Here is a 24,565-nt window from a genome sequence, read left to right on the forward strand (position 1 = left end):
TCGGTGGGTGGATTTGCTGTTAGTACGACAAAAGCCGCGTTCTCCCGGATCGACGGGGGAACGCGGCTTTCGGCGCGAGACTGCGGGGGCGGCTTCCTACCGGAGGCGTGCCATGAGGGCGTGCTCGACGAGGGTGATCAGCGCCGACTTCGCGTCCGACCGGTGCCGGGCGTCCGTCGTGATGATCGGGGTGTCGGGCCCGATCTGGAGCGCCTCCCGGACCTCGTCCGGGTTGTACGGCTGCTGGCCCTCGAAGCCGTTCAACGCGATGACGAAGGGGAGGCCGCTGTTCTCGAAGTAGTCGACGGCGGGGAAGCAGTCGGCGAGGCGGCGGGTGTCGACGAGGACGATGGCGCCGATGGCGCCGCGGACGAGGTCGTCCCACATGAACCAGAAGCGGTCCTGTCCGGGGGTGCCGAACAGGTACAGGATGAGGTCCTGGTCGAGGGTGATGCGGCCGAAGTCCATGGCGACCGTGGTGGTCGTCTTGTCTCCGGTGTGGGTGAGGTCGTCGATGCCCGCGGACGCGGACGTCATGACGGCCTCGGTACGCAGCGGGTTGATCTCCGAGACGGCCCCGACGAACGTGGTCTTGCCCACGCCGAAGCCGCCCGCCACCACGATCTTCGCGGACGTGGTGGAGCGGGAAGGCCCTCCGCTAGAGCTTGCGAAGTCCACTGAGCACCCTTTCGAGCAATGTCACGGCTGGCTGGCCGCCGGCGCTCTCGTCGCCGCCGGGCTGATGAATGGCGACCAGGCCCGCCTCCGCCAAGTCGGCGACGAGAATCCTGGCCACGCCGAGAGGGATCGTCAGGAGGGCCGAGATCTCGGCCACCGACTTGATCTCCCGGCAGAGGTTGCAGATCCGCTGATGCTCGGGCAACTGGCCCTGCATCTGGTGCGGCTGCGCGGTGGTGTGCACCAGCGCCTCGATGGCGAGCTGGTAGCGAGGCCTGGTACGGCCGCCCGTCATGGCGTACGGGCGCACGAGGGGGTTGTGCGCCGCCCCGGCGGGCGACGACTCGGGGGCGCGGCGTTGCGGCTGCACGGGCTGGATGCGCGGCGCCGGCGGCTGGTCGTACGGCGAGGGGCCGGGGCCCTGCGGTGCGTACGGCTGCTGGCGGCTCGGTGCGGAGGGGAAGTTGTACCGGTTCTGGTCACCCTGGCCCGGCCCCTGGCCAGGGTAGGACCAGTTGCCCGACGATGAACCGCCTGGGGGTGTTGCCACGTTCTCTCCTCCTCCGACTGTGCTGGCATCCATGGCTCATTGGAAGCCGCGTCCCGAAACCTTACGGCCCCGGGACGCCAAAACGCACCGTCTGACTGTTAGTTGAGCAGGCTGCCCTGGAGCTCCGCACGAAGATCGGGCGTCAGGACCGTACCGGCACGGTCCACCAGAAGGGCCATCTCGTACCCGATGAGACCGATGTCGGCTTCCGGATGTGCGAGAACGGCGAGCGAGGAACCGTCGGAAACGGACATGATGAACAGGAATCCCCGCTCCATCTCCACAACCGTCTGATTGACGCTGCCACCTTCGAAGATGCGGGAGGCACCCGCGGTCAGAGAGGTCAGACCCGACGCGACGGCCGCCAGCTGGTCGGCACGGTCGCGGGGGAAACCTTCGGACATCGCCAGAAGGAGTCCGTCGGCGGAGACCACCACCGTGTGCGACACCCCGGGGGTGTTGTCCACGAAATTGGTGATCAACCAGTTCAGGTTCTGCGCCGCCTGGCTCATCGGGCTCACACTAACGCTCCTGGTTGTAGGTGCTGTCAGGCCCACTGTGGTGATTCCTAGTGGCCTGGCCGTTCGTTTCACTGCTTGCGTTGCGCCCACGCTGGACACCCCGGCGCAGGTTGCTCAGCCTGCCCCGGACGTCCTCGGGAGCGCGGGAGATCTGTGGACCTCCCTGCGGGGTCGTCTGGGCGGCGCCCTCGACCAGGTTGGCCTTGGGCACCCGCCGCGGCAGGCCGGAGGAGGTGACCCCGCCCGCCTTGGGCTTCTTCAGCTGGGAGGCCTGCTGCCAGCGCGCGTCGTTGTCCGAGCGCCAGTCGCCGTTCGGTCCCCCGGCCGTCGGCTGGTCCTGGGCCACTTCCTGCCGTCCGTTCACGGCGCCCGCGCTCGTGCCGCCCATGCTCGCGGTGGATCCGCGGCGGGGCAGGCCGGCGTCGGTCAGCGCGTGGCCGGCGGAGGGGGTGGGTCCCGGACGTTCGAAGCCTACGCGGTCCGGCTCCTTCACGTCAGCGGCCTGCGAAGATTCCGGTTCCGGAGCGTAGTCGGAGCGGTACGAGCTCTGGTAGTCCTGCTGCTGCGGCCAGTCGTCCTGATAGGGCTGCTCGTCGAAGCCCGCGTACGACTCCGGGGCGCTCGCGGCGGCTGCCGTGTGCTCCTCCTGGACGGGCTCCGCATAGGAGGGCTCGGGGTAACCGCCGGTGGCGGAGAACGTGTCGTTCCCGCCCGGCAGGTGCCCGTTGCCGTTCGCCATGCCGTTGCCGCCCTGGCCGAAGTACGCCTCGTCGTACGACGGCTGCTGCGGCTCCTCGTACGCCGTCTGCTGGTCGAACGACCGCTGCGGGTCCACGTAGGCCGTCGCGCCGTTGTCGTAGGACGGCTCGGCGGACTGGAAGTCGTCGCCGTAGCGCGGCGTCTGGCCCGGGGGCAGCTGCGGGTTCTGGTGCGTCTGCGACTCCAGGGCCGCACGGCGCTCCTCGCGTATCAGCGAGCGGCCCACGGGGTCCAGGTCGCGCAGGTCGTCCGGGACCTCGTAGCGGCTGTCGTCGAAGCCCAGCTCGGCGGCGGTCCGCATCGGGGCCACGGCCGGCTGCTGGAACGCGTGCTGCTGCTCCGGGATGATCTGCGAGACCGTGAACTGGTCGGCCGCCGGCTGCTGCTCGCCACCGCCACCGTGGGTGATGACGTCGGGGAGCATGACCAGCGAGGTCGTCCCGGCCTGCTCGCCCGAGGGGCGGAGCTGGACGCGGATGCCGTGCCGGTCGGACAGCCGGCCGACCACGAACAGACCCATGCGCTGCGAGATCGCGGCGTCCACGGTCGGCGGGTTGGCCAGCTTGTGGTTGATGTCCGCGAAGTCCTCGGCGGTGAGGCCGATGCCCTTGTCGTGGATCTCGATCATCACGCGGCCGTCGGGCAGACGGGTCGCGGTGACGCGGACCTTGGTCTGCGGGGAGGAGAACGTGGTGGCGTTCTCCAGCAGCTCGGCGAGCAGGTGCACGAGGTCGGTCACGGCGCGGCCGTGGATCTCGGCCTCCGGGACGCCGGACAGCTCGATGCGCTCGTACTGCTCCACCTCGGAGGAGGCGGCGCGCAGCACGTCGATCAGCGGGACCGGCTGGTCCCAGCGACGGCCGGGCTCCTCACCGGCGAGGACCAGGAGGTTCTCGCCGTTGCGGCGCATACGGGTGGCCAGGTGGTCCAGCTTGAAGAGGTTCTCCAGCTGGTCCGGGTCGGCCTCGTTGTTCTCCAGGTCGGTGATGAGGGTCAGCTGGCCCTCGATCAGCGACTGGTTGCGGCGCGAGAGGTTGGTGAAGATCGCGTTGATGTTGCCCCGCAGCAGGGCCTGCTCGGCGGCGAGCCGGACGGCCTCACGGTGGACCTGGTCGAAGGCGCGCGCGACCTCGCCGATCTCGTCCGTGCTGTTGATGGGGATCGGCGCGACGCGGGTGTCGACGCGGCCGGGGTCGGTGCGCGAGAGCTGGTCGACCAGCATCGGCAGACGCTGCTCGGCGATGCCGAAGGCGGCGTTGCGCAGCTGGCGCATCGAACGGCTCATCTGGCGGGCCATGATCCCGGCGATGATGAACGCGGCGAGCAGGGCGACGATGACGATGGCGCCGTTGATGTAGGCGTCGCGCTGGGCGTCGGAGGCGATCTGTCCGGCCTCGGCCACCGCGCGGTTGATCAGATCGGTCTCGACCTCGCTGTAGCCCTCGAACTTCAGAGTCGAGGCCGCCATCCAGTTCTGGTAGGTGACGCCCTGCTTCGCCAGGTCCTCGGGCGAGGCGCCGCTGCCGATCGCCTGGATCATCTTCAGCATGGTGTCCGGCGGCGGGACGTAGTTCTTGTCCTTGGCCGCGGCCTCGGCGGCCTGCTTCTTGCCCTCTTCGGTCTTCTGCGCCATGACCGATTCCAGACGCGCGGCGTCGGCCTCGGTACCGCCGGAGACGTACTCCTGTACGGCGATGTTCTCCAGGTACGCGTACGAGGTGAACGCGGTGACCTGCTGACGGAAGATTTTCTGGTCCTCGCTGGGCCGGACCAGCAGGTGGGTGCCGATCGAGCGCTGCAGGGAGGCGGCGCCCTTGGCGAGCGTGACCGCGTAGACCGTACGGCCGTACGCGGTGATGTTGCCCGTACCGAGTCCGAGCTCGTTGGAGAACTCCGCCAGGAGGTGCTCGACGGTGACGTAGCCCTCTTCGGTCTGTACCGGGTCGGCGGCCCGGGTGAAGGCGGTCTGCCGGAGCTTCTCCAGCGCGGGCTCGGCCTCCTCCACCAGACGCAGCCGGCGCTCCAGGCCCTGCCCGGACGGCATTCCGACGACCTCCGCGTGGAAGGCGTCGGCCTTCTCGTCGGTGAAGGCGCGGGCGTCCTTGACGACCTCGCTGTCGCGGTCGCCGTCCAGCAGCGGCTGGGCGGAGATGTCCCGCTCGTTGAGGAGTGCCTCCGCGTAGACGCCGGCAGCGGATACGATCTTGGCGACCTTCTCAGCGTCCCGGGCGTCCTGCCAGGTGTCGATCGAGCTCTTCACCTGGAAGCCGCCCATGACCAGGCCGACCAGCACGGGTATGAGGAGGATCGCGTTCAGACGCGTGGGTACACGCCAGTTGCGGGGGGAGAGACGACTTCCGCTGGACGCGGGAGCTGCCGTCGGCTCCGGCCCGGTCACTTGTGCGGGTGCCGCTCCGCGCGGCGGCGGGGTGAAGTTGCCCCGCGCCGACGGCTCGGGACCTTTCTTGCTTCGCCTCACTCGACCAACAACCTCTCGGCGCCGGCACCTACGTCGTGCCGCGGGTGACTCCACGCCCTAGTACGTCTTTGACTAATGGGCAGTTCAGGCATTCCAGCACGTCACGCTGAGGACTTCCAAACACTGGGAGGCAACGATTCCGCGTGATGTAAGTCCCAGATAAAACGGTCATAAAGAGCGAGCCGCGCCAAAAAGCGGGGGCAAGGTGAGCGCAGTGGTACTGATCGACCGCGACGCGTGGTCGTACCACCCTATTTCTCTGTCGAAACGTTATGAACACCGGGGCCGACCGTGTCAAAGGACACAGCCGGCTCCGGTGTAACTACGACAACTGTCTTATGCGGTTGTGGACTTGGGTCCTGTTTTGGTCCCAGTCGTGGTACTTCGACCCCGCGGGACTACCGCAGCCGTGCCATGAGGGCGTGCTCGACGAGGGTGATCAGCGCCGACTTCGCGTCCGACCGGTGCCGGGCGTCCGTCGTGATGATCGGGGTGTCGGGCCCGATCTGGAGCGCCTCGCGCACCCTCGTCCGGCGTGTAGGGCTGATGCCCCTCGAAGCCGTTCAACTCAAGCGCGATGACGAAGCGTGGAGCGTACCGTGCTTCTTCGCTGTAGTACCACGGCTCGAAGCTGTCGGCGAGCGGCGGGGTGTCCACTCTCTGTCGAAACGTATGAGCGGCGACCGGGCAGCACGGCCGGCTCCGGTGTAACTACGACAACTGTCTTATGCGGTTGTGGACTTGGGTCCTGTTTTGGTCCCAGTCGTGGTACTTCGACCCCGCGGGACTACCGCAGCCGTGCCATGAGGGCGTGCTCGACGAGGGTGATCAGCGCCGACTTCGCGTCCGACCGGTGCCGGGCGTCCGTCGTGATGATCGGGGTGTCGGGCCCGATCTGGAGCGCCTCGCGCACCTCGTCCGGCGTGTAGGGCTGATGCCCCTCGAAGCCGTTCAACGCGATGACGAAGGGGAGGCCGCTGTTCTCGAAGTAGTCGACGGCGGGGAAGCAGTCGGCGAGGCGGCGGGTGTCCACGAGGACGATGGCGCCGATGGCGCCGCGGACGAGGTCGTCCCACATGAACCAGAAGCGGTCCTGTCCGGGGGTGCCGAACAGGTACAGGATGAGGTCCTGGTCGAGGGTGATGCGGCCGAAGTCCATGGCGACCGTGGTGGTCGTCTTGTCTCCGGTGTGGGTGAGGTCGTCGATGCCCGCGGACGCGGACGTCATGACGGCCTCGGTACGCAGCGGGTTGATCTCCGAGACGGCCCCGACGAACGTGGTCTTGCCCACGCCGAAGCCACCCGCCACCACGATCTTCGCCGAGGTGGTGGCCCGCCCCGATTCAGAGCTTCCGAAGTCCACTGAGAACCCTTTCCAGCAGAGTCACGTCCGGGGCACCACCGGCGTTCTCGTCGCCACCGGGCTGGTGGATCGCGACGAGTCCGGCCTCGGCGAGGTCCGCGACAAGGATCCGTGCCACACCGAGCGGCATGGACAGCAGGGCCGACACCTCGGCCACCGACTTCACCTCGCGGCACAGGTGACAGATCCGCTGGTGCTCGGGGAGCAGTCCCGCCAGGTGCGCGGGGTCTGCCGTCGTGCTGATCAGCGCCTCAAGGGCGAGCTGGTAACGCGGCCGCGTCCGGCCACCGGTCATGGCGTACGGCCGAACCAGAGGCTGGTCGCCCTCGTCCCCGTACGGCTCTGCGTACGGATCGTGAGGAGCGGTGGGCGGGGTCATTGATCCTCCGAGCGGGACAGCATGTCGGTCAGTCGTGCCGTCTGACGGGGGCCGGTGGGGGGACTGTGTCGGCCGGACGGTGATTTGGTGAGGTCTGTGGATCCGCAGGCATCAGTGGAGCAGACTGCCTTGGAGTTCGGCGCGCAGATCGGGCGTGAGCACGGCGCCCGCGCGATCGACGAGCAGCGCCATCTCGTAACCGACCAGGCCGATGTCGCACTCGGGGTGGGCGAGTACGGCCAGGGACGATCCGTCGGAGACGGACATCAGGAACAGGAAGCCGCGTTCCATCTCGACCACCGTCTGGGCCACGTCCCCGCCCTCGAAGATCCGGGAGGCCCCGGCCGTGAGCGAGGTGAGTCCGGAGGCGACGGCCGCGAGCTGATCGGCACGGTCGCGTGGGAAGCCTTCCGACATCGCCAGAAGAAGGCCGTCGGCGGACACGACGACGGTGTGGGACACCCCGGGGGTGTTGTCCACGAAGTTGGTGATCAACCAGTTGAGGTTCTGTGCCGCTTGGCTCATCTGGCTCAACTAACGCTCCTGCTGGTGAGTGGGGCTCGGGAAGCTGCCGGTCTGGCCGTTGCCGGCCTGTCGACCCTGCGCGATGCCCCGACGGAGATTGGTCAGCCGGCCGCGTACGTCGTCAGGCGAACGCGAGACCTGCGGACCGGTTTGGTGCTGTTGCTGCTGAGCCGTGCCCGGCACGAGGTTCGCGCGCGGGACCCGGCGCGGCAGGCCGGAGGTGGTGACCCCGCCCGCCGAAGGCTGCCGGGCACGTTCGGCCTGGCGGACCAGGTCGTCGTTGGGCGTGCTGCGCCAGCTGGTGGAAGCGGGCGCGGCGGGGCTCGCCGGACGCTGAGGAGCGACCGGAGTCTGGGGAGCGGGGGCGGCAGGCTGCTGCGGCGCGGAACCGTTGCTCTGCTGTCCCTGCTGCTGGCCGTTCTGACCGTTCTGGCCGCCCTGACCGTGGAACCAGTTGGTCTCCAGCGTGTCGTAGAGCGGGGTACGGCCGTCCATCGGACCCGTCGCCGGAGGCAGTGCCTCCGGCTCCTGCGGGCGCGCCGGACGCTGTGGCGGCACCGGGGGACGCTGCGGCGGCATGGGTGGGCGGGGCGCGTTGAAGCCCTCCCCGTTGACCTGCGGCCGCTCGAACTGGCCGGTGTCCTGGGAGTTCTGCCGGCCCGGCGCGTCGTACCGCCCGGGGCCCTGGCCGTTCTGCCGGCCGGGCGCGCCGAACTGTGCCGGGTCCTGCGGACCGGGTCGGCCGGGAGCACCGAACTGGCCGGTGCCCTGCGGGTTCTGCCGGCCCGGCGCCGGGAACTGGCCCGTGCCGGAGCCGTCGTAACCCGTCACGGCGAACTGGCCGGTGGACGACGGGTCCTGCGAGGCACCCCGGGACGGACCGGTGGGCGCCGGCGGAGCACCGGCCCCGCCGTAGACGTCGGAGCGGGTGTAGGAGCCGGTGCCGTCCTGTGCGGGCGTGCCCGCGCCGGGGCGGCGGCTGTCGAAGTCGGCACCCGGGTTGTGCGGGAAGTCCATGGGCGAGCCCGGAGCCTGGCCGGGGTCGACGCGCGGCATCGGCGCGGTGACGTCCGGCTGCTCCTCGTGGCCGCGCGGGGCGTCCAGCGAGGCGCGCGGTACCGGAGGCTGCGCGTTGTCGTTGCTCCAGCTGGGCGTCCGCGACGGGGCGTTGCCCCCGGGCAGCTCGGCGCGCGGACCACCGCGGCCGGGCAGCTGCGGACGGCGCCTGCCGGAACGTTCCTTGCCCTGCTTGGGCGGTACGGCGCCCGGACCGCCGGCGGCCTGGCCGGGCCGGGCCGCGCCGGTGTCACCGGGACCGCCGGCCGGGCGCAGGCCCGAGCCGGTCGGGAAGCCGCCGCCCTGGCGGCCGGAGTCGTCGAAGCTCTCGAAGCCGTTCGCGCCACCGGTCCCGGCGGCCTGGAGGCCCTGCGGGGCACCGGGCGCCTGACCGCCGCCGAACGCACCGCCGCCGCCGAACCCGCCGGCACCGGCGCCCGCCGGAGGCCGGCCGCCCTGCGGGGGCACCGGCGGACCACCCTGGGGACCACGCGGGCCACCGGGGTTGCCGAGACCACCCGGACCACTGGGGTTGCCGGGCAGCGCGGCCCGCGGGCCCTGGCCCGCGCCGACCTGCCCACGCTGAGGGGCACCACCGAGGAGGCCACCACCGGCCGAGGGACCGCCGAGCGGCGGACCCGACTGGTTGCCGGACTGGCGACGCGCGGCGGCGGCACCGGCCGCGGCCTGTGCGGCGGCCGGACCACCGGTGGAGGGAGCGCCCTGGCCGGGCTTGCCCGGGGTGGGCTTCTTGTTGCCCTGTGCCACGTCGACGGGAAGCATGACGAGCGCGGTCGTACCGCCCGAGTCGGACGGGCGCAGCTGGATGCGGATGCCGTGGCGCTGCGACAGCCGGCCGACCACGAACAGACCCATGCGGCGGGAGACCGAGACGTCCACGGTGGGCGGCGAGGCGAGGCGCTCGTTGATCGCCGCGAGGTCCTCGGGGGAGAGGCCGATACCGGTGTCGTGGATCTCGATCAGCACCCGGCCGTCGGGCAGGGCGTGACCGGTGACCTTGACCTTGGTCTGCGGCGAGGAGAAGGAGGTGGCGTTCTCCAGCAGCTCGGCGAGCAGGTGCACGAGGTCGTTGACCACGCGGCCGGCGACCTCGGTCGTCGGCACGGAGGACAGTTCGATGCGCTCGTACTGCTCCACCTCGGACGCGGCGGCGCGGAGCACGTCGACCAGCGGGACCGGGCGGGTCCAGCGGCGGCCGGGTTCCTCACCGGCGAGAACGAGGAGGTTCTCACCGTTACGGCGCATGCGGGTGGCGAGGTGGTCGAGCTTGAAGAGGGAGGACAGCTGGTCCGGGTCGGCCTCGCGCGACTCCAGTTCGGAGATGAGCGACAGCTGACGCTGGATGAGGCCCTGGGAGCGGCGCGAGAGGTTGGTGAACATCGCGTTGACGTTGCCCCGCAGGAGGGCCTGCTCGGCGGCGAGGCGGACGGCCTCGCGGTGCACGTCGTCGAAGGCCGCGGCCACCTGGCCGATCTCGTCCCGGGAGTGCACACCGACGGACTCGACGGAGGTGTCGACGTCCTGCGGGTCCGACTCCGACAGCTGCTTGACCAGCTCGGGCAGCCGGTCCTGGGCGACCTTGGTCGCGGTGTCCTGCAGCCGGCGCAGCGAGCGGATCATGGACCGGGCCACGACGAACGCGCCGACCAGGGAGACACCGAGGACGAGGAGGATCAGCGCACCGGAGATGATCGCCTCTTGCTCCGCGTCGGCGCGGAGGTTGCGGGCGGTCTGTTCCATCTCCTCGAGGAGCGAGCCCTCGATCTTCTTCATCTGCTCGATCTTGGCCGCGGAGTCGTCGGTCCAGTCCTTGTACGAGCGCTTGTCCTGCCCGCCCAGACCGCCCGCGCTGGCGAGGACCCGGTCCGCGTAGACGTCGGAGGCCTCGATGGTCGGGCTCGCGTCGTCGATCGGCCTGGTGAGTTCCTCGGCACCGGAACCGTAGATGTCGGAGAAGGTGCTGCGGTCGGACTCCTCGTTCGCCAGCGCCGCGTTCGCGTACAGCCGGTCGTTCTCGGAGAGCTTGCCGGCCTTGTCGTCGGTCTCGGGCAGGGCCGCCGCGATGACCGCGCGCTGCACGGAGGCGTACTCCTTGGCGGAGGAGAACGCCGCCAGGGCACGGGTCCGCTTGATCATGTCCGGGTTGCTGGTGGCCTCGGCCATGTCCGTGGACAGGTCCAGCAGCTGGTCGACGAGGCGGTGATAGGCCTCAACCGTCTGCGTGGAGTTCTTGGGGTCCACGTAGGCGTTCTTGCGGATGGTGCTCAGGTTGTAGAGCTCGCGCACGACCCGGACGAGGCTGTCGCGCACACCGGGCATCTTCTCGGTGGTGTTTGCGGTCTCGGCGGCCTGGGTCGCGTCGGTGAACTGGACGCGGGCCTGGTCCGTCTTCTCGCGGGCGCCCTTGACCGTGTAGTCGTTGGCGTTCAGACCGTGCGCGAGGGGACCGGCGGACAGGTCGCGCTCCTGCTGGAGCGCGGTGGCCAGCTCGGTCGCCTGCTTGGTCATGTCCGTGAGCAGCCGCATGTTGTCGAGCTGCTGGATGTCGTCCACGTTGTCGCCGATGCGCAGGGCACCGAGCGAGGTCGCCGCCACCACGGGGAGCGCGAGCAGCGAGACCAGACGGGTGGAGATGCGCCAGTTGCGCAGGGCTATTCGGGAGCCGCTCGTGGCCCCGCCGTTGGTGCCGCCCTTGGATTTCCCGGACGCCTGGGGAGCAACTGACGCGCCGGGGCGCCCTGAGCGCTCCCCGCCGTCGCCGATCTCCGCCGGACCCGGGTTCTGGGCGTGCTGGGGGGAGGAACCGTTACCGGTTCCGTTGTGTGGCTCCGGCTCCGCCGAAGCGCTGCCATCCCTCTTGAAACGTCCCTGCACTAGCGTCGCAACCTCTGGACCAGGCGCCCCACCGCGTGAACGGCGGGACGGTGTCGGCGTCTTCGGGGGCGCCCTGAATACGTCCCCAATTGGTGGTCGTGAGTGACCGGCGCTGGCTCCCCCTCCCACCGCCGCCGGGCGCCGTTTCTTCTGCGCCCCTGCGCGCCGGCACGATCCTGCGGCGGTCCGTGGAATTCCAGCACAGTGCCGGATCTCCAACAAGGCCAATGGGTAACGGTCTGTTCACTGTGACAGCATGTGAGGAAAGTGTCACGGGGCGTGGAAGGCATTTGCTTCGATAACGGGCATACCTGGGCTATCCCATGGTGGGGGCAGGGTGTCCCAGTCGCCATGATCAGGAGCGGAATGGGCGCTTCAGGTGAGTTATGCCCGTTTCGCGAAGGTGTGTGGATGGCCTGAATTGACCGTTTTGCCCATGACTGAGTGAGCAAACTCACACACCGATCATGCCTTCTTCACGACTTGACCCGGGAATTGGATGTTTAGCCTGACGCTTTACAGGGATGGCGAATCCGACAACCCGCGCTTGTGGGACGGCCCTTGCGGTCCGCCCGGCGCCCGCACACGACGAGGTCCAGGACAACAGTGAAGACGACGACGATGTTCCGCAACATAGCCAACCCCCGGCGCACGACGCTGGCCCACCTCGCCGACGCCGAGGACCTGCGCACGCCGGAGCAGGAGCACTCCGTCGACCTCCCCTCCCAGACCGCCAACCCCCGCCGGACGGTCCTGATGACGGTCCCGGTCCAGGCGGCGGAGTAGTTGCAAGCTCAAGTACGCAGGGAATTCGCCCACCGCTCAACGCGGTTCCGGTGAAGATTCTCCCGAGACCCGTGCGGACTCCCGCGCGTACGCACGGCGAAGGGCGCCCGGCACACCTGCCGGGCGCCCTTCGCCGTGCGTACGCGGGTCATGCGCGAGGCGGCCACCCCGCCCCGCGTTAGCCTGGACCGTCATACTCCAGCCAGCTCAGTCAAGGGGGCGCAGGCATCCCGTGCGCATCGCCAGGTTCTCCATCGACGGGAACGTAGCCTTCGGCGCGATCGAGGGCGACAAGCCGGACGAGCTCGTCCTCGACATCATCAAGGGCATCCCGTTCGCGGACTTCCAGCTCTCCGGTACGAAGGTCCCGCTCAGCAAGGTCAGGCTGCTGCCGCCGGTGCTCCCCAACAAGGTGGTGGCCTTCGGCCGCAACTACGCCGCACACGCGCGCGAGCTGGGCAACGAGGTCCCGGACGCCCCGTTCGCCTTCTTCAAGCCGGCCACCTCGGTGATCGGCTCCGGCGACGACATCCAGTACCCCGCGTTCTCCCAGGAACTGCACCACGAGGCCGAGCTGGCCGTCGTCATCGGCCGGCTCTGCCGCGAGGTCCCGCGCGAACGCGTCAAGGACGTGATCTTCGGCTATACCTGCGCCAACGACGTCACCGCACGGGACGTCCAGAAGCGCGAGAAGCAGTGGGCCAGGGCCAAGGGCTTCGACACCTCCTGCCCGCTGGGCCCCTGGGTGGAGACGGACCTCGACCCGAGCGACCTGACCATCCAGCTCACCGTCAACGGCGGTCAGCGCCAGCTGGGCCGCACCAGCGAGATGATCCACTCCATCGAGGACCTGATCGTCAACATCACCGAGGCCATGACGCTGCTCCCCGGCGACGTGATCCTCACGGGCACCCCGGCAGGGGTCGGCCCCCTCAACGTCGGCGACGAGGTCGCCGTCACCATCGAAGGCATCGGCACTCTCACCAACAAGGTGATCAAGCGTGGCTAACGGCTCCGTCCGCGTACGTTTCTGTCCGTCCCCGACCGGCAACCCCCATGTGGGTCTGGTCCGCACGGCCCTGTTCAACTGGGCGTTCGCCCGCCACACCGGCGGCACGTTCGTCTTCCGCATCGAGGACACCGACGCGGCCCGCGACTCCGAGGAGTCCTACGAGCAGCTCCTGGACTCCCTGCGCTGGCTGGGCTTCACCTGGGACGAGGGCCCCGAGGTCGGCGGCCCGCACGCGCCGTACCGCCAGTCGCAGCGCATGGAGACGTACCAGGAGGTGGCCGAGAAGCTCAAGGACGCCGGCCGCGCCTACCACTGTTACTGCACCGCCTCCGAGCTGGAGGAGCGCCGCGACGCCGCCCGCGCCGCCGGCAGGCCCTCCGGCTACGACGGCAAGTGCCGCGAGGTCACGCCGGAGCAGAAGGCGCGCTACGAGGCCGAGGGCCGCGAGCCGATCGTCCGCTTCCGGATGCCCGACGAGACGATCACCTTCACGGACCTGGTCCGCGGCGAGCTGACCTTCACCCCGGAGAACGTGCCGGACTACGGCATCGTCCGCGCGAACGGCGCCCCGCTCTACACGCTCGTCAACCCCGTCGACGACGCCCTCATGGAGATCACCCACGTCCTGCGCGGCGAGGACCTGCTGTCCTCCACCCCCCGCCAGATCGCCCTCTACAAGGCGCTGATCGAGCTGGGCATCGCCAAGGAGGTCCCGTCCTTCGGGCACCTGCCGTACGTGATGGGCGAGGGCAACAAGAAGCTGTCGAAGCGCGACCCGCAGTCCTCGCTCAACCTCTACCGGGAACGCGGCTTCCTGCCCGAGGGCCTGCTCAACTACCTCTCCCTGCTCGGCTGGTCGCTCTCCGCCGACAAGGACATCTTCACGATCGAGGAGATGGTCGCCGCCTTCGACGTCGCGGACGTGAACCCCAACCCGGCCCGCTTCGACCTCAAGAAGGCCGAGGCGATCAACGCCGACCACATCCGTCTGCTGGACGTGAAGGAGTTCACCGGGCGCTGCGCCCCCTGGCTGCAGGCCCCCTTCGCCCCCTGGGCGCCCGAGGACTTCGACGAGGCCAAGTGGGAGGCCATCGCCCCGCACGCGCAGACCCGTCTGAAGGTCCTCTCCGAGATCACGGAGAACGTCGACTTCCTGTTCCTGCCGGAGCCGGTGGAGGACGAGGCGAGCTGGGCGAAGGCCATGAAGGAGGGCTCCGACGCCCTCCTGCGCACGGCGAGGGAGAAGCTGGAGGGGGCCGACTGGACCTCGGCCGAGTCCCTGAAGGAGGCCGTTCTGGCCGCCGGCGAGGCCCACGGCCTCAAGCTCGGCAAGGCGCAGGCCCCCGTCCGTGTCGCCGTCACCGGCCGCACGGTCGGCCTCCCGCTCTTCGAGTCCCTGGAGATCCTGGGCAGGGAGAAGACGCTGGCCCGGATCGATGCGGCCCTGGCGAAGCTGACCGCGTAACCGCCGCGGGCGAAGGGGCGGCACCCGGGCATCCGGGTGCCGCCCCTTCGTCGTCCCAACCTCCGGACAGGACGCCCGGCCCCGGGCTACCGTCGGATCATGGACATCAAGGCCGTGCTCTGGGACGTCGACGACACCCTTTTCGACTACACCGCGGCCGACCGGGCCGGCATGCGCGACCATCTCACCGCCGAGGGCCTGAGCCTCGGACACGACTCCGTCGAGGACGCCCTGACCCGCTGGCGCGAACTGACCAGCCTGCACTGGCGGCGGTACGCGGCGGGCGAGGGCGACTGGGAGTCCACCCGCCGCGACCGGGTGCGGGACTTCCACGGGCAGCCCCTGAGCGACGCCGAGGCCGACGCCTGGTTCGAGCGCTACATCGCCCACTACGAGCGGGCCTGGACGCTCTTCCCGGACGTCGTGCCGGTCCTGGACGCGCTGGCCGCCAGCCACCGGCACGCGGTGCTGTCCAACTCCAGCCTCCCCGTCCAGGAACGCAAGCTCCGCGCGCTCGGCGTGTGGGACCGCTTCGAGACGGTGCTCTGCGCCGAGCAACTGGGCATCCACAAACCGGCCGCCGAGGCGTTCCACGTGGCCTGCGAGGCCCTGGAGCTGCCCCCGCACGAGGTCGCCTACGTCGGTGATCACCCGGAGATCGACGGCCGGGGCGCGGCCGACGCCGGACTGCTGTCGGTGTGGATCGACCGCGGCGGCCTCTACGCGACCGTCGACCCGCCCGCCGGGCCGCACCGGATCGCCACCCTCGCCGAACTCCCGGCGATCCTCGGCTCGGATACCCGTTTTGGAGCGCCGTCCACCTTCGGGTAATGTTCTTCCTGCGCCGCCGGAGAGCGGGCCGAAAGGCCGGGAACCGGAGACGCACACTAGAACAAGATCCCTTCAAGGGCTTGAGTTCCAGTGGCCTATGGTGTAATTGGCAGCACGACGGTTTCTGGTTCCGTTAGTCTTGGTTCGAGTCCAGGTAGGCCAGCTCGCAGAGCTCATCTGCAACAGTGGAAGATCGCTTCCACGAAGCCCCCGTTGTGTAGCGGCCTAGCACGCTGCCCTCTCACGGCAGTAGCGCCGGTTCGAATCCGGTCGGGGGTACAGATCCTTCCCGCGAAGGTGGCCAGGGTAGCTCCCACCACGGTCGATGCAGGATCGCTAGGGCCCCCGTTGTGTAGCGGCCTAGCACGCCGCCCTCTCAAGGCGGTAGCGCCGGTTCGAATCCGGTCGGGGGTACGCATAAAAGGTATCAACCATATTGGTCTATGGTGTAATTGGCAACACTACGGTTTCTGGTACCGTCATTCTTGGTTCGAGTCCAGGTAGACCAGCTCGGACCTGCGGCGTTGTAAATCAAACGCGCGCAGGTTCGCTAGGGCCCCCGTTGTGTAGCGGCCTAGCACGCCGCCCTCTCAAGGCGGTAGCGCCGGTTCGAATCCGGTCGGGGGTACGTGAATGAGGGCCCTCCACTTCGGTGGAGGGCCTTCGTCGTGTGCCCGATGGCCGGTCGCGTGCCCCGGTCGGCCGTCCCGGCTACTCGATGCCGTACCGCCGGGCCGACTCCTCCTCCTGGGCCAGCCGGTGCAGCGAGCGCAGCACCGGCTCGAAGAGCACCGCCGACGAGACCGCCTGCTCGACCATCTCCGTGTCGGACTCACAGGTCTCCATGCGGTCCAGGTCCCGCACGGCTGCCTTGTGCATCAACTCGGCGTACGGGGCCATGCTTTCGGCGTCGCACGGATAGCCGAGCCGCAGCAGTGTCGCGACCAGCGCCACCAGTGAACGGTGGACGGGGGAGAGGGCGCCGGTCTCCCGCGCCGCGTCCCAGCCCAGCCGCTGCAGCAGCCGGTCCACCTCGGCCGTCGCGGCGACGGTGACCGGGTCCTCCTCGTCCGGGCCGGGGGTCTGCGGCAGGGCCCACAGGGCCGCGCCGAGCCGGATCGTACGGCCCAGCGACTCGTCGTCCACGTGCCGGAGCACCTCCCGGGCGTTCACCACCGGCACCTTGCCCACCTGGATCAACGCCCGCACCAGCCGCAGCCGGCGCAGATGCTCCTCGTCGTACTCCGCCGTGGTCGCGTTGACCTGGCGGCCCGGCGCCAACAGGCCTTCGCGCAGGTAGTACTTGATCGTCGCCGTGGACACCCCGCTGCGCTCGCTCAGCTCCGCCAGCCGCATCTCTCTTGCGCCTCTCCTTGGGAAGTGTCACTATCCAAGCACGGCAGTTCGGATAGTGCCGCTCACCAATCAGGGGGAGTCATGTTCGGAAAGCGGGTCGCGCCCGGTCGTACCACCGCGGCGGCCGAGGGCGAGGTGGTGGTGCTGCTGATCGGCACGCGGATCAACCACTTCTGGGCCGTGCACCACTGGGGTCCCGTGCTGACGGCGATGCCGCGGATGCTGCGGGAACTGCGCAAGGACCCGGAACGGGGACTGCTGAACGCCGTGCTGCTGACGGCCTCACCGCGGACCTACTACGTCGTCCAGTACTGGGAGTCCAAGGAGAAGCTCTACGCCTACGCGCACGCGCCCGACGCGTTCCACCGTGTGGCGTGGGCGGCGCTCAACCGCAAGGAGCGCAAGGGGAAGTCGCGACAGCATGTGGGGCTCTGGCACGAGACCTATGTGGTGCCGGAGGGCTCGTACGAGTCGATCTACGCCGACATGCCCGCGTTCGGCCTCGCGGCGGCCACGGGAGCGCTGCCGATCGAGGGGCGGGGCAGGTCGGCGAAGGAGCGGTTCGCCCACCGGTCCGGGCGGGGTGCGGACGTCCCGTCGCCGTAGTCGTCGGACGCCGGGAAGAGATCTGCCCCGGTGCGTGAGAAAAGGCCTGCCGCGGCGTTGAGGCAGGCCTTTTCCCGTGGTCGGGCGGGGATGTGGGGGATCAACCGGTGCGGCGCAGGGCCTCCGAGAGACGGCCCGCGGCGTCGATGACCGCCTGGGCGTGCATACGGCCGGGGTGTCGAGTGAGGCGCTCGATGGGGCCGGAGACGGAGACGGCGGCCACCACGCGGTTCGACGGGCCGCGCACGGGGGCGGAGACCGAGGCGACCCCCGGCTCGCGTTCGCCGATGGACTGCGCCCAGCCCCGGCGCCGTACGCCCGAGAGGGCGGTGGCCGTGAAGCGGGCGCCCTGGAGGCCGCGGTGCAGCCGCTCCGGCTCCTCCCAGGCCATCAGGATCTGTGCCGACGAACCGGCCTTCATCGTGAGGGTCGAGCCGACCGGGACCGTGTCCCTGAGCCCCGAGAGCCGCTCCGCGGCGGCGACACAGATACGCATGTCGCCCTGCCGGCGATAGAGCTGCGCGCTCTCGCCCGTGATGTCGCGCAGATGCGTGAGCACCGGACCCGCCGTCGCGAGGAGGCGGTCCTCGCCGGCGGCCGCGGCCAGCTCGGCCAGCCGGGGGCCGAGGATGAACCGGCCCTGCATGTCGCGTGCCACCATGCGGTGGTGTTCCAGAGCCACGGCCAGGCGGTGGGCCGTGGGCCGTGCGAGTCCGGTGGCGCCGACCAGACCCGCGAGGGTGGCCGGACCGGACTCCAGAGCGCTCAGGACCAGGGCCGCCTTGTCCAGAACGCCGACGCCGCTACTGTTGTCCATGCAACGATACTCGCGTCTCACTCTGTGAAACGCAAGTTCAATTTCGCGCGGACCTTGCCACTCTGGAAGAAGAACAACGGCTCGCGGACCAACGAGCCCGGCGGCCGGCGCTCATACGAGGGGTACGTGCGCCCGCCACCTCCGATATCTCTAGTTGGGCCGGCGCTCGGACAAGCCGGCCGGAGGGAAAGCGATGGGTAGGACACTCGCGGAGAAGGTCTGGGACGACCACGTCGTCCGGCGCGCCGAGGGCGAGCCCGACCTCCTCTTCATCGATCTGCACCTGCTGCACGAGGTGACCAGCCCCCAGGCCTTCGACGGTCTCCGCAAGAGCGGGCGGAAGGTTCGCCGGCTCGACCTGACCATCGCGACCGAGGACCACAACACCCCCACCCTCGACATCGACAAGCCCATCGCGGACCCGGTCTCCCGCGTCCAGCTGGAGACGCTGCGCGCGAACGCCGCCGAGTTCGGTGTGCGTCTGCACCCGCTGGGCGACGTCGAGCAGGGCGTCGTGCACGTCGTCGGCCCGCAGCTGGGTCTCACCCAGCCCGGCATGACGGTCGTCTGCGGTGACTCCCACACCTCCACGCACGGCGCCTTCGGCGGTCTGGCGTTCGGTATCGGCACCTCCCAGGTGGAGCATGTGCTGGCGACCCAGACGCTGCCGCTGGTCCGCCCGAAGACCATGGCCATCACGGTCGAGGGCGAGCTGCCCGACGGCGTCACCGCCAAGGACCTGATCCTCGCGATCATCGCCAAGATCGGTACCGGCGGCGGCCAGGGCTATGTCCTGGAGTACCGCGGCCCCGCCATCGAGAAGCTCTCGATGGAGGCCCGCATGACCATCTGCAACATGTCGATCGAGGCCGGTGCCCGCGCGGGCATGATCGCCCCCGACGAGACGACCTTCGACTACCTCAAGGGCCGTCCGCACGCCCCCGAGGGCGAGGACTGGGACGCGGCCGTCGCGTACTGGAAGACGCTGAAGACGGACGAGGACGCCGAGTTCGACGCCGAGGTGATCGTCGACGGTGCCTCCCTGTCGCCGTTCGTCACCTGGGGCACCAACCCCGGCCAGGGCGCGCCGCTTTCGGCGTCGGTCCCCGACCCGGCTTCGTACGAGGACGCTTCGGAGCGCCTCGCCGCCGAAAAGGCCCTGGAGTACATGGGGTTGGAGGCCGGCCAGCCGCTGAAGTCCATCGACGTGGACACCGTCTTCGTAGGTTCGTGCACCAACGGCCGCATCGAGGACCTGCGCGCCGCCGCCGACCTGATCAAGGGCCGCAAAGTCGCCGACGGCGTACGGATGCTGGTCGTCCCCGGCTCCGCGCGGGTCGGTCTGCAGGCCGTCTCCGAGGGCCTGGACGTCGTCTTCAAGGAGGCCGGCGCCGAGTGGCGGCACGCGGGCTGCTCGATGTGTCTGGGCATGAACCCGGACCAGCTGGCTCCCGGTGAGCGCTCCGCGTCCACCTCCAACCGCAACTTCGAGGGCAGGCAGGGCAAGGGCGGCCGTACCCACCTGGTGTCGCCGCAGGTCGCCGCGGCGACGGCCGTCCTGGGCCACCTGGCGTCCCCCGCCGACCTGACCGACGCCATCGCCCCCGCGCCCGCTGGAGTCTGAACAGCCATGGAAGCATTCACCACACACACCGGCCGGGCCGTCCCGCTGCGCCGCGGCAACGTCGACACCGACCAGATCATCCCCGCCCACTGGCTCAAGAAGGTGACCAGGGACGGCTTCGAGGACGGACTGTTCGAGGCCTGGCGCAAGGACGAGACCTTCGTCCTCAACCAGCCCGAGCGCCAGGGAGCCACCGTCCTGGTCGCCGGCCCCGACTTCGGCACCGGCTCCTCCCGTGAGCACGCCGTGTGGGCGCTGCAGAACTACGGCTTCAAGGCCGTCATCTCCTCCCGCTTCGCCGACATCTTCCGCGGCAACTCGCTCAAGAACGGCCTGCTCACGGTCGTCCTGGAGCAGAAGATCGTGGAGGCGCTGCAGCAGCTCACGGAGAACGACCCGCAGGCCGAGATCACGGTCGACCTCCAGTCCCGCGAGGTGCGCGCCGAGGGCATCACCGCCTCCTTCGAGCTGGACGAGAACTCCCGCTGGCGGCTGCTGAACGGGCTGGACGACATCTCCATCACCCTCCAGAACGAGGCCGACATCTCCGCGTACGAGGCCAAGCGGCCGTCGTACAAGCCGAGGACGCTGAAGGTCTGATCCGCCCGGCGCGAGCCACCCGCCGGGCGGCCCGCGCAAGGCGTGATCCAGCCACCGCGACACCCCCAGGTACCCCCAATCGGGCACGGTTGGGGGTACCTGCATGTCCGGGTTCGGAGACCTTCGAAGTCATGTGCAGAAAGGTTTCAACTCCCCTAGTTACAAAGGTGATTGCTGGGGTACGCGCACCATGGTGTGGCATCGACCGGCGGTGCTCCTGGGGTCTCCGGAAGGCGGCAGTTGCCCCCTGCGCAGGCGACAACTCGCCCCAGATGGCACAATCTGTGCATGGAACACGACGGCCAACTCGAGCTCTATACGGCGGTCGCGGGCCAACTCAAGGAAGCGCACGCAAGAGTGCGCGCACTGCAAGTCCCGGAGGGCGTACGCATGGCGCTGACCCGGAAGCTGCTGGTCATTACGGCCGTGGCCAAGCACGATCTCGCCGATGCGGCAAGGCGGCTGGAGGGCTTCACGACGGACCTCGACGAGGGGCGAATGCCCGTAGAGGACCGCTGAGAGAACTCCGTGGCTGCCGAGTTCGTTGCGGCACAAGGGTGATAAGCCCGTTTCGTGTTTGATTTGCGGTATATATCTGCCTAACGTGCGAAAAGCTTGAACACTTTCGTTCTGGCGATGTCTCCGAAGGGGAAGACGTGAACAAGGCGCAGCTCGTAGAAGCGATTGCGGACAAGGTCGGCGGGCGTCAGCAGGCCGCCGACGCGGTCGACGCTGTTCTGGACGCCATCGTCCGCGCGGTCGTCGCCGGGGACCGGGTGTCGGTCACCGGCTTCGGTTCGTTCGAGAAGGTCGACCGGCCGGCCCGTTACGCCCGCAACCCGCAGACGGGTGAGCGGGTTCGGGTCAAGAAGACCTCCGTGCCGCGTTTTCGCGCGGGCCAGGGTTTCAAGGACCTGGTGAGCGGTTCGAAGAAGCTTCCCCGTGGTGGCGAGGTCGCGGTCAAGAAGGCGCCCAAGGGCAGCCTGAGCGGTGGGGCTTCGGCGACGGTCAAGAAGGCGGCGGCGAAGAAGACGGCCGCCAAGAAGACGACCGCCCGCAAGACCACCTCGGCCGCCGCCAAGAAGACGACGGCCGCCGCGAAGAAGACCACGGCGAAGAAGGCGACCGCGAAGAAGACGACCGCGAAGTCGACCGCCGCGAAGAAGACCACGGCGTCGAAGTCGACGGCCGCCAAGAAGACGGCCGCGCAGAGCGCGCCGGCGAAGAAGGCCACGGCCAAGAAGGCCCCGGCCAAGAAGTCGACGGCTCGCAAGACGACCGCGAAGAAGACCGCCGCCCGCCAGGCATAGGGCGCCTGGTACTCACACGCGCCGGGCCGGGCTCCTGATGGTGGAGCCCGGCCCGCGGCGTGTTCCGGGGAAGATCCCGGCAGGAGTTCAGAACGTCTGCAAGGTGATCAGGGTGATGCGCAGGGTCTCCCCCTCGCCCTCCGTCTCGATCCTGACCCGCTGGCCCGGGCGGAGCAGACGCAGGGCCCCCGCGTCGAAGGCCGGGGCGCCGAACGGGACCGGGGTGCCGTCGTCCAGGAGCACCTGGCCGGTGCGGGTGGCGGGGTCGTAGGTGTACGCGGTGGCCTGCATGGCCGCAGCCTACTGGCCGGGGATCAGCAGGCGCGCGGCCGCCGCGGCCGTCCGGGGGCCGACGCCGAGGCCGAGCGCGGCGCGGAGGTCGTCACCGGTGTCGACGTCCTGGCGCACGGAGTCGACCGCGGTGACGGTCAGTTCCACGGCGCCGGAGCGACGGTGGAGCACCCGGGACCCGGGACCGAAGACGGGGGAGAGATCGTGACCGGGGGCCGCGGCGAGCAGAGTGGTGCCGGTGCCGGCCGCGTCCGGGAGGAAAGAACGGGCGAATGCGGCGGCCGCGTTCAGCACCCGGGTCAATTCCCCGGGGCGCAGCGCGGGCAGATCGGCGTTCAGGGCCGCCACGGGGCTTTGCGGGCGTACATCGCGCACGACGGCCGTTCCGTGCCGCAGGGCGGCGTTCAGACCGTCCCCGGAACCGCCGCGAGGGTCCTCCGGGACGGTGCGGGCACCCAGGGCCGCCAGTTCGCGCGCGGCGAGGGGGTCGTCCGTGACCACCACCACACCGGACACCGCCGTGGCGGCCAGGGCCGCGGCCACGGTGTCCTGGGCGAAGGCGAGGGCCAGGCCGGGGCGCACCGCGTCGGCGGCGGTGTCCGAGAGCCTGCTCTTGGCCCGCGCCAGGGGCTTCACGGGTACGACCAGGGTCCACTGCACGGGCGTTCCGCCCCTCTCTTGTCGCCGCCATTGTCACCTGTGCGCAAGGGACGGCCGTAGGGCGGGGCGTACGGTGTTCTCGACAGACCGGCAGCCCGGGGCGACACTTTGTGCGGCTCCGGGCCCCCGGAACAGGCCCTGGGAAGTCCTAGAGGAAGGTGTCCGCGTGCCCCGCCGGAGAATCGGCTTCTGGTACCGCCTCGCCGCGGTGATCGCCAAACCGCCCCTGGTGGTGCTGATCAAGCGGGACTGGCGTGGAATGGAGAACATTCCGGCCGAGGGTGGATTTATCACCGCCGTGAACCACAATTCGCATGTCGATCCCTTTGCCTACGCCCATTATCAGTACAACAGCGGCCGGGTTCCGCGTTTTCTCGCGAAGAGCGGTCTCTTCGGCAAGGGATTCATCGGCGCCGTGATGCGCGGCACCGGTCAGATTCCCGTCTATCGCGAGAGCACCGACGCGCTGAGCGCCTTCCGGGCCGCCATCGACGCCGTGGAGCGCGGCGAGTGCGTCGCCTTCTACCCCGAGGGCACCCTGACCCGCGACCCGGACGGCTGGCCCATGACCGGCAAGACCGGCGCCGCGCGGGTCGCCCTGCAGACCAGGTGCCCGGTGATCCCGGTCGCACAGTGGGGCGCCAACGAACTGCTGCCGCCGTACGCGAAGAAGCCCCATCTCCTGCCGCGCAAGACCCACCACGTGCTCGCGGGCCCGCCCGTCGACCTCACGCGCTTCTACGGCCAGGAGATGAGCCCGGACCTGCTGAAGGACGCCACGGAGGTCATCATGGCCGCCGTCACCCGCCAGCTGGAGCAGATCCGCGGCGAGCGGGCACCCGAGATCCCGTACGACCCGAAGCGGGAGCGGATCGAGCAGCGGCGCAGGAGCGCCGCCGCGGTCGAGCACCGGCGGCCCGAGCAGCACAATGGGGCACTGCGGGGACAGCGACGTCAGGAAGAGGGGCAGGGCAAGTGAGCAAGCCGGTCAAGGCGGCAGTGTTCGGCACCGGTTCGTGGGGCACCGCCTTCGGCATGGTGCTCGCCGACGCGGGATGCGACACCGTGCTGTGGGGGCGGCGTCCGGAACTCGCGGACGCGGTCAACTCCACCCGAACCAACCCGGACTACCTGCCCGGGGTGCGGCTCCCGGAGAACCTGCGGGCCACCACCGACGCCGCCGAGGCCGCCGCAGACGCCGACTTCACCGTCCTCGCCGTGCCCTCCCAGACGCTGCGCGCCAACCTCGCCGACTGGACCGGGCTGCTGGCGCCCGACACTGTCCTCGTCTCGCTCATGAAAGGCGTCGAACTCGGTTCCGCCATGCGGATGAGCGAGGTGATCGAGGACGTCGCCAAGGTCGGGCGGGACCGGGTCGCCGTCGTCACCGGGCCCAACCTGGCACGCGAGATCGCCTCCCGGATGCCGGCCGCCTCCGTGGTCGCCTGCACCGACGAGGCCGTCGCCCAGCGGCTCCAGGCCGCCTGCCACACCCCGTACTTCCGCCCCTACACCAACACCGACGTCGTCGGCTGCGAGCTGGGCGGCGCGGTGAAGAACGTCATCGGTCTCGCTGTCGGCATCGCGGACGGCATGGGCCTCGGCGACAACGCCAAGGGCTCGCTCATCACGCGCGGTCTCGCCGAGACGACCCGCCTCGGCCTCGCGATGGGCGCCGACCCGCTCACCTTCGCCGGACTCGCGGGACTCGGCGATCTGGTGGCGACCTGTTCCTCGCCGCTCTCCCGCAACCACACCTTCGGCACCAACCTCGGCAGGGGCATGACCCTCCAGGAGACCATCGCGGTCACGAAGCAGACCGCCGAGGGCGTCAAGTCCTGTGAGTCCGTACTGGACTTGGGACGTCGGCACGGCGTCGACATGCCCATCACGGAGACGGTCGTCGACATCGTGCACGACGGCAAGCCGCCGGTCGTCGCCCTCAAGGAGATGATGTCGCGCAGCGCCAAGCCGGAGCGACGCTGAGCGAAAGCGACCGTAT

The 24,565-nt window shown here is 69.7% G+C and carries 23 protein-coding genes, 5 tRNA genes and 1 pseudogene; 16 read left to right on the forward strand and 13 right to left on the reverse strand.

Annotated elements, in window-relative coordinates; genetic code table 11:
- Positions 1-96: 96 nt before the first annotated feature.
- The 9 genes and pseudogenes from STRBO_RS0108655 to STRBO_RS0108695 form a co-directional block, all read right to left on the reverse strand.
- The gene (locus STRBO_RS0108655) at positions 97-678 is read right to left on the reverse strand and encodes a GTP-binding protein (protein WP_028796548.1); all 582 of its coding nucleotides are present in this window, start codon (positions 676-678) and stop codon (positions 97-99) included.
- Entirely contained in the window at positions 659-1,228 is a 570-nt protein-coding gene (locus STRBO_RS0108660) for a DUF742 domain-containing protein (RefSeq protein ID WP_028796549.1), read from the reverse strand. Before STRBO_RS0108660 ends, STRBO_RS0108655 begins: the two co-directional genes overlap by 20 nt.
- A gap of 98 nt (positions 1,229-1,326) precedes the next feature.
- Entirely contained in the window at positions 1,327-1,740 is a 414-nt protein-coding gene (locus STRBO_RS0108665; RefSeq protein WP_005479603.1) for a roadblock/LC7 domain-containing protein, read from the reverse strand.
- 10 nt (positions 1,741-1,750) lie between these two features.
- A complete protein-coding gene (locus tag STRBO_RS0108670) occupies positions 1,751-4,987 on the reverse strand; it encodes a sensor histidine kinase (protein ID WP_028796550.1) in 3,237 nt (1,078 codons plus the stop codon).
- A gap of 398 nt (positions 4,988-5,385) precedes the next feature.
- Positions 5,386-5,644, reverse strand: a pseudogene (locus tag STRBO_RS39990) (ATP-binding protein); the annotation flags it as partial.
- Between the two features lie 130 nt (positions 5,645-5,774).
- On the reverse strand, positions 5,775-6,350 hold the full coding sequence (locus STRBO_RS0108680; protein WP_020114072.1) for a GTP-binding protein: 576 nt from the start codon (positions 6,348-6,350) through the stop codon (positions 5,775-5,777).
- Positions 6,331-6,729 carry a DUF742 domain-containing protein gene (locus STRBO_RS0108685; protein ID WP_005479912.1) on the reverse strand — a complete coding sequence of 133 codons (399 nt, stop codon included), beginning with the start codon at positions 6,727-6,729 and terminating at the stop codon, positions 6,331-6,333. Before STRBO_RS0108685 ends, STRBO_RS0108680 begins: the two co-directional genes overlap by 20 nt.
- A gap of 111 nt (positions 6,730-6,840) precedes the next feature.
- A complete protein-coding gene (locus STRBO_RS0108690; protein ID WP_005479910.1) occupies positions 6,841-7,254 on the reverse strand; it encodes a roadblock/LC7 domain-containing protein in 414 nt (137 codons plus the stop codon).
- 9 nt (positions 7,255-7,263) lie between these two features.
- Positions 7,264-11,205: a sensor histidine kinase gene (locus tag STRBO_RS0108695; RefSeq protein ID WP_005479908.1), complete on the reverse strand. Its 3,942-nt coding sequence runs from the start codon at positions 11,203-11,205 to the stop codon at positions 7,264-7,266.
- Positions 11,206-11,811: 606 nt separating this feature from the next.
- Here STRBO_RS0108695 and STRBO_RS0108700 point away from each other — a divergent pair.
- The 9 genes from STRBO_RS0108700 to STRBO_RS0108740 all read left to right on the forward strand — a co-directional run bounded on the left by STRBO_RS0108700 (position 11,812) and on the right by STRBO_RS0108740 (position 15,927).
- Positions 11,812-11,991, forward strand: coding sequence for a hypothetical protein (locus STRBO_RS0108700; protein ID WP_005479907.1), 180 nt, complete (start codon positions 11,812-11,814; stop codon positions 11,989-11,991).
- Between the two features lie 232 nt (positions 11,992-12,223).
- On the forward strand, positions 12,224-13,000 hold the full coding sequence (locus tag STRBO_RS0108705; protein ID WP_005479905.1) for a fumarylacetoacetate hydrolase family protein: 777 nt from the start codon (positions 12,224-12,226) through the stop codon (positions 12,998-13,000).
- On the forward strand, positions 12,993-14,468 hold the full coding sequence (gene gltX / locus STRBO_RS0108710) for a glutamate--tRNA ligase (RefSeq protein ID WP_078531444.1): 1,476 nt from the start codon (positions 12,993-12,995) through the stop codon (positions 14,466-14,468). Before STRBO_RS0108705 ends, gltX begins: the two co-directional genes overlap by 8 nt.
- Before the next feature lie 99 nt (positions 14,469-14,567).
- On the forward strand, positions 14,568-15,299 hold the full coding sequence (locus tag STRBO_RS0108715) for an HAD family hydrolase (protein WP_005479902.1): 732 nt from the start codon (positions 14,568-14,570) through the stop codon (positions 15,297-15,299).
- Between the two features lie 91 nt (positions 15,300-15,390).
- Positions 15,391-15,462: transfer RNA gene (locus STRBO_RS0108720), tRNA-Gln, on the forward strand.
- 43 nt (positions 15,463-15,505) lie between these two features.
- Positions 15,506-15,578 (forward strand) — tRNA-Glu (locus STRBO_RS0108725).
- A gap of 62 nt (positions 15,579-15,640) precedes the next feature.
- Positions 15,641-15,713 (forward strand) — tRNA-Glu (locus STRBO_RS0108730).
- Between the two features lie 23 nt (positions 15,714-15,736).
- A tRNA-Gln gene (locus tag STRBO_RS0108735) sits at positions 15,737-15,808 on the forward strand.
- A gap of 46 nt (positions 15,809-15,854) precedes the next feature.
- Positions 15,855-15,927: transfer RNA gene (locus tag STRBO_RS0108740), tRNA-Glu, on the forward strand.
- Positions 15,928-16,010: 83 nt separating this feature from the next.
- Here the strand turns inward: STRBO_RS0108740 and STRBO_RS0108745 are convergent.
- Positions 16,011-16,655 (reverse strand): MerR family transcriptional regulator, encoded by a 645-nt coding sequence (locus tag STRBO_RS0108745; protein ID WP_005479896.1) that lies wholly within the window; start codon positions 16,653-16,655, stop codon positions 16,011-16,013.
- Between the two features lie 81 nt (positions 16,656-16,736).
- Here STRBO_RS0108745 and STRBO_RS0108750 point away from each other — a divergent pair, with 81 nt between their 5' ends.
- Positions 16,737-17,261, forward strand: coding sequence for a DUF4188 domain-containing protein (locus STRBO_RS0108750; protein WP_005479895.1), 525 nt, complete (start codon positions 16,737-16,739; stop codon positions 17,259-17,261).
- Between the two features lie 100 nt (positions 17,262-17,361).
- On the opposite strand, the gene ndgR is transcribed toward STRBO_RS0108750, so the two are convergent.
- Positions 17,362-18,078 carry an IclR family transcriptional regulator NdgR gene (gene ndgR / locus STRBO_RS0108755; RefSeq protein WP_003993203.1) on the reverse strand — a complete coding sequence of 239 codons (717 nt, stop codon included), beginning with the start codon at positions 18,076-18,078 and terminating at the stop codon, positions 17,362-17,364.
- Positions 18,079-18,271: 193 nt separating this feature from the next.
- Between ndgR and leuC the strand changes: the two genes are divergently transcribed.
- The 4 genes from leuC to STRBO_RS0108775 all read left to right on the forward strand — a co-directional run bounded on the left by leuC (position 18,272) and on the right by STRBO_RS0108775 (position 21,612).
- A complete protein-coding gene (gene leuC, locus STRBO_RS0108760; protein WP_005479893.1) occupies positions 18,272-19,702 on the forward strand; it encodes a 3-isopropylmalate dehydratase large subunit in 1,431 nt (476 codons plus the stop codon).
- Between the two features lie 6 nt (positions 19,703-19,708).
- Positions 19,709-20,302 (forward strand): 3-isopropylmalate dehydratase small subunit, encoded by a 594-nt coding sequence (gene leuD, locus STRBO_RS0108765; protein WP_005479892.1) that lies wholly within the window; start codon positions 19,709-19,711, stop codon positions 20,300-20,302.
- Between the two features lie 288 nt (positions 20,303-20,590).
- A complete protein-coding gene (locus STRBO_RS0108770) occupies positions 20,591-20,821 on the forward strand; it encodes an SCO5555 family protein (protein ID WP_020665515.1) in 231 nt (76 codons plus the stop codon).
- Between the two features lie 137 nt (positions 20,822-20,958).
- Positions 20,959-21,612 (forward strand): HU family DNA-binding protein, encoded by a 654-nt coding sequence (locus STRBO_RS0108775; protein WP_005479890.1) that lies wholly within the window; start codon positions 20,959-20,961, stop codon positions 21,610-21,612.
- A gap of 87 nt (positions 21,613-21,699) precedes the next feature.
- Here the strand turns inward: STRBO_RS0108775 and STRBO_RS0108780 are convergent, their stop codons facing one another.
- Both STRBO_RS0108780 and cofC read right to left on the reverse strand, forming a co-directional pair.
- Entirely contained in the window at positions 21,700-21,903 is a 204-nt protein-coding gene (locus STRBO_RS0108780) for a hypothetical protein (protein ID WP_005479889.1), read from the reverse strand.
- Positions 21,904-21,912: 9 nt separating this feature from the next.
- Positions 21,913-22,563: a 2-phospho-L-lactate guanylyltransferase gene (cofC, locus tag STRBO_RS0108785; RefSeq protein WP_005479887.1), complete on the reverse strand. Its 651-nt coding sequence runs from the start codon at positions 22,561-22,563 to the stop codon at positions 21,913-21,915.
- A gap of 166 nt (positions 22,564-22,729) precedes the next feature.
- Here cofC and STRBO_RS0108790 point away from each other — a divergent pair, with 166 nt between their 5' ends.
- On the forward strand, positions 22,730-23,542 hold the full coding sequence (locus STRBO_RS0108790; RefSeq protein ID WP_005479885.1) for a lysophospholipid acyltransferase family protein: 813 nt from the start codon (positions 22,730-22,732) through the stop codon (positions 23,540-23,542).
- Complete coding sequence (locus tag STRBO_RS0108795; protein ID WP_005479883.1) at positions 23,539-24,549, forward strand: NAD(P)H-dependent glycerol-3-phosphate dehydrogenase; 1,011 nt, start codon at positions 23,539-23,541, stop codon at positions 24,547-24,549. Before STRBO_RS0108790 ends, STRBO_RS0108795 begins: the two co-directional genes overlap by 4 nt.
- Positions 24,550-24,565 lie beyond the last annotated feature (16 nt).

It is taken from the genome of Streptomyces bottropensis ATCC 25435 (genome assembly GCF_000383595.1).
In the GTDB taxonomy this organism is placed as follows: Bacteria; Actinomycetota; Actinomycetes; order Streptomycetales; family Streptomycetaceae; genus Streptomyces; species Streptomyces bottropensis.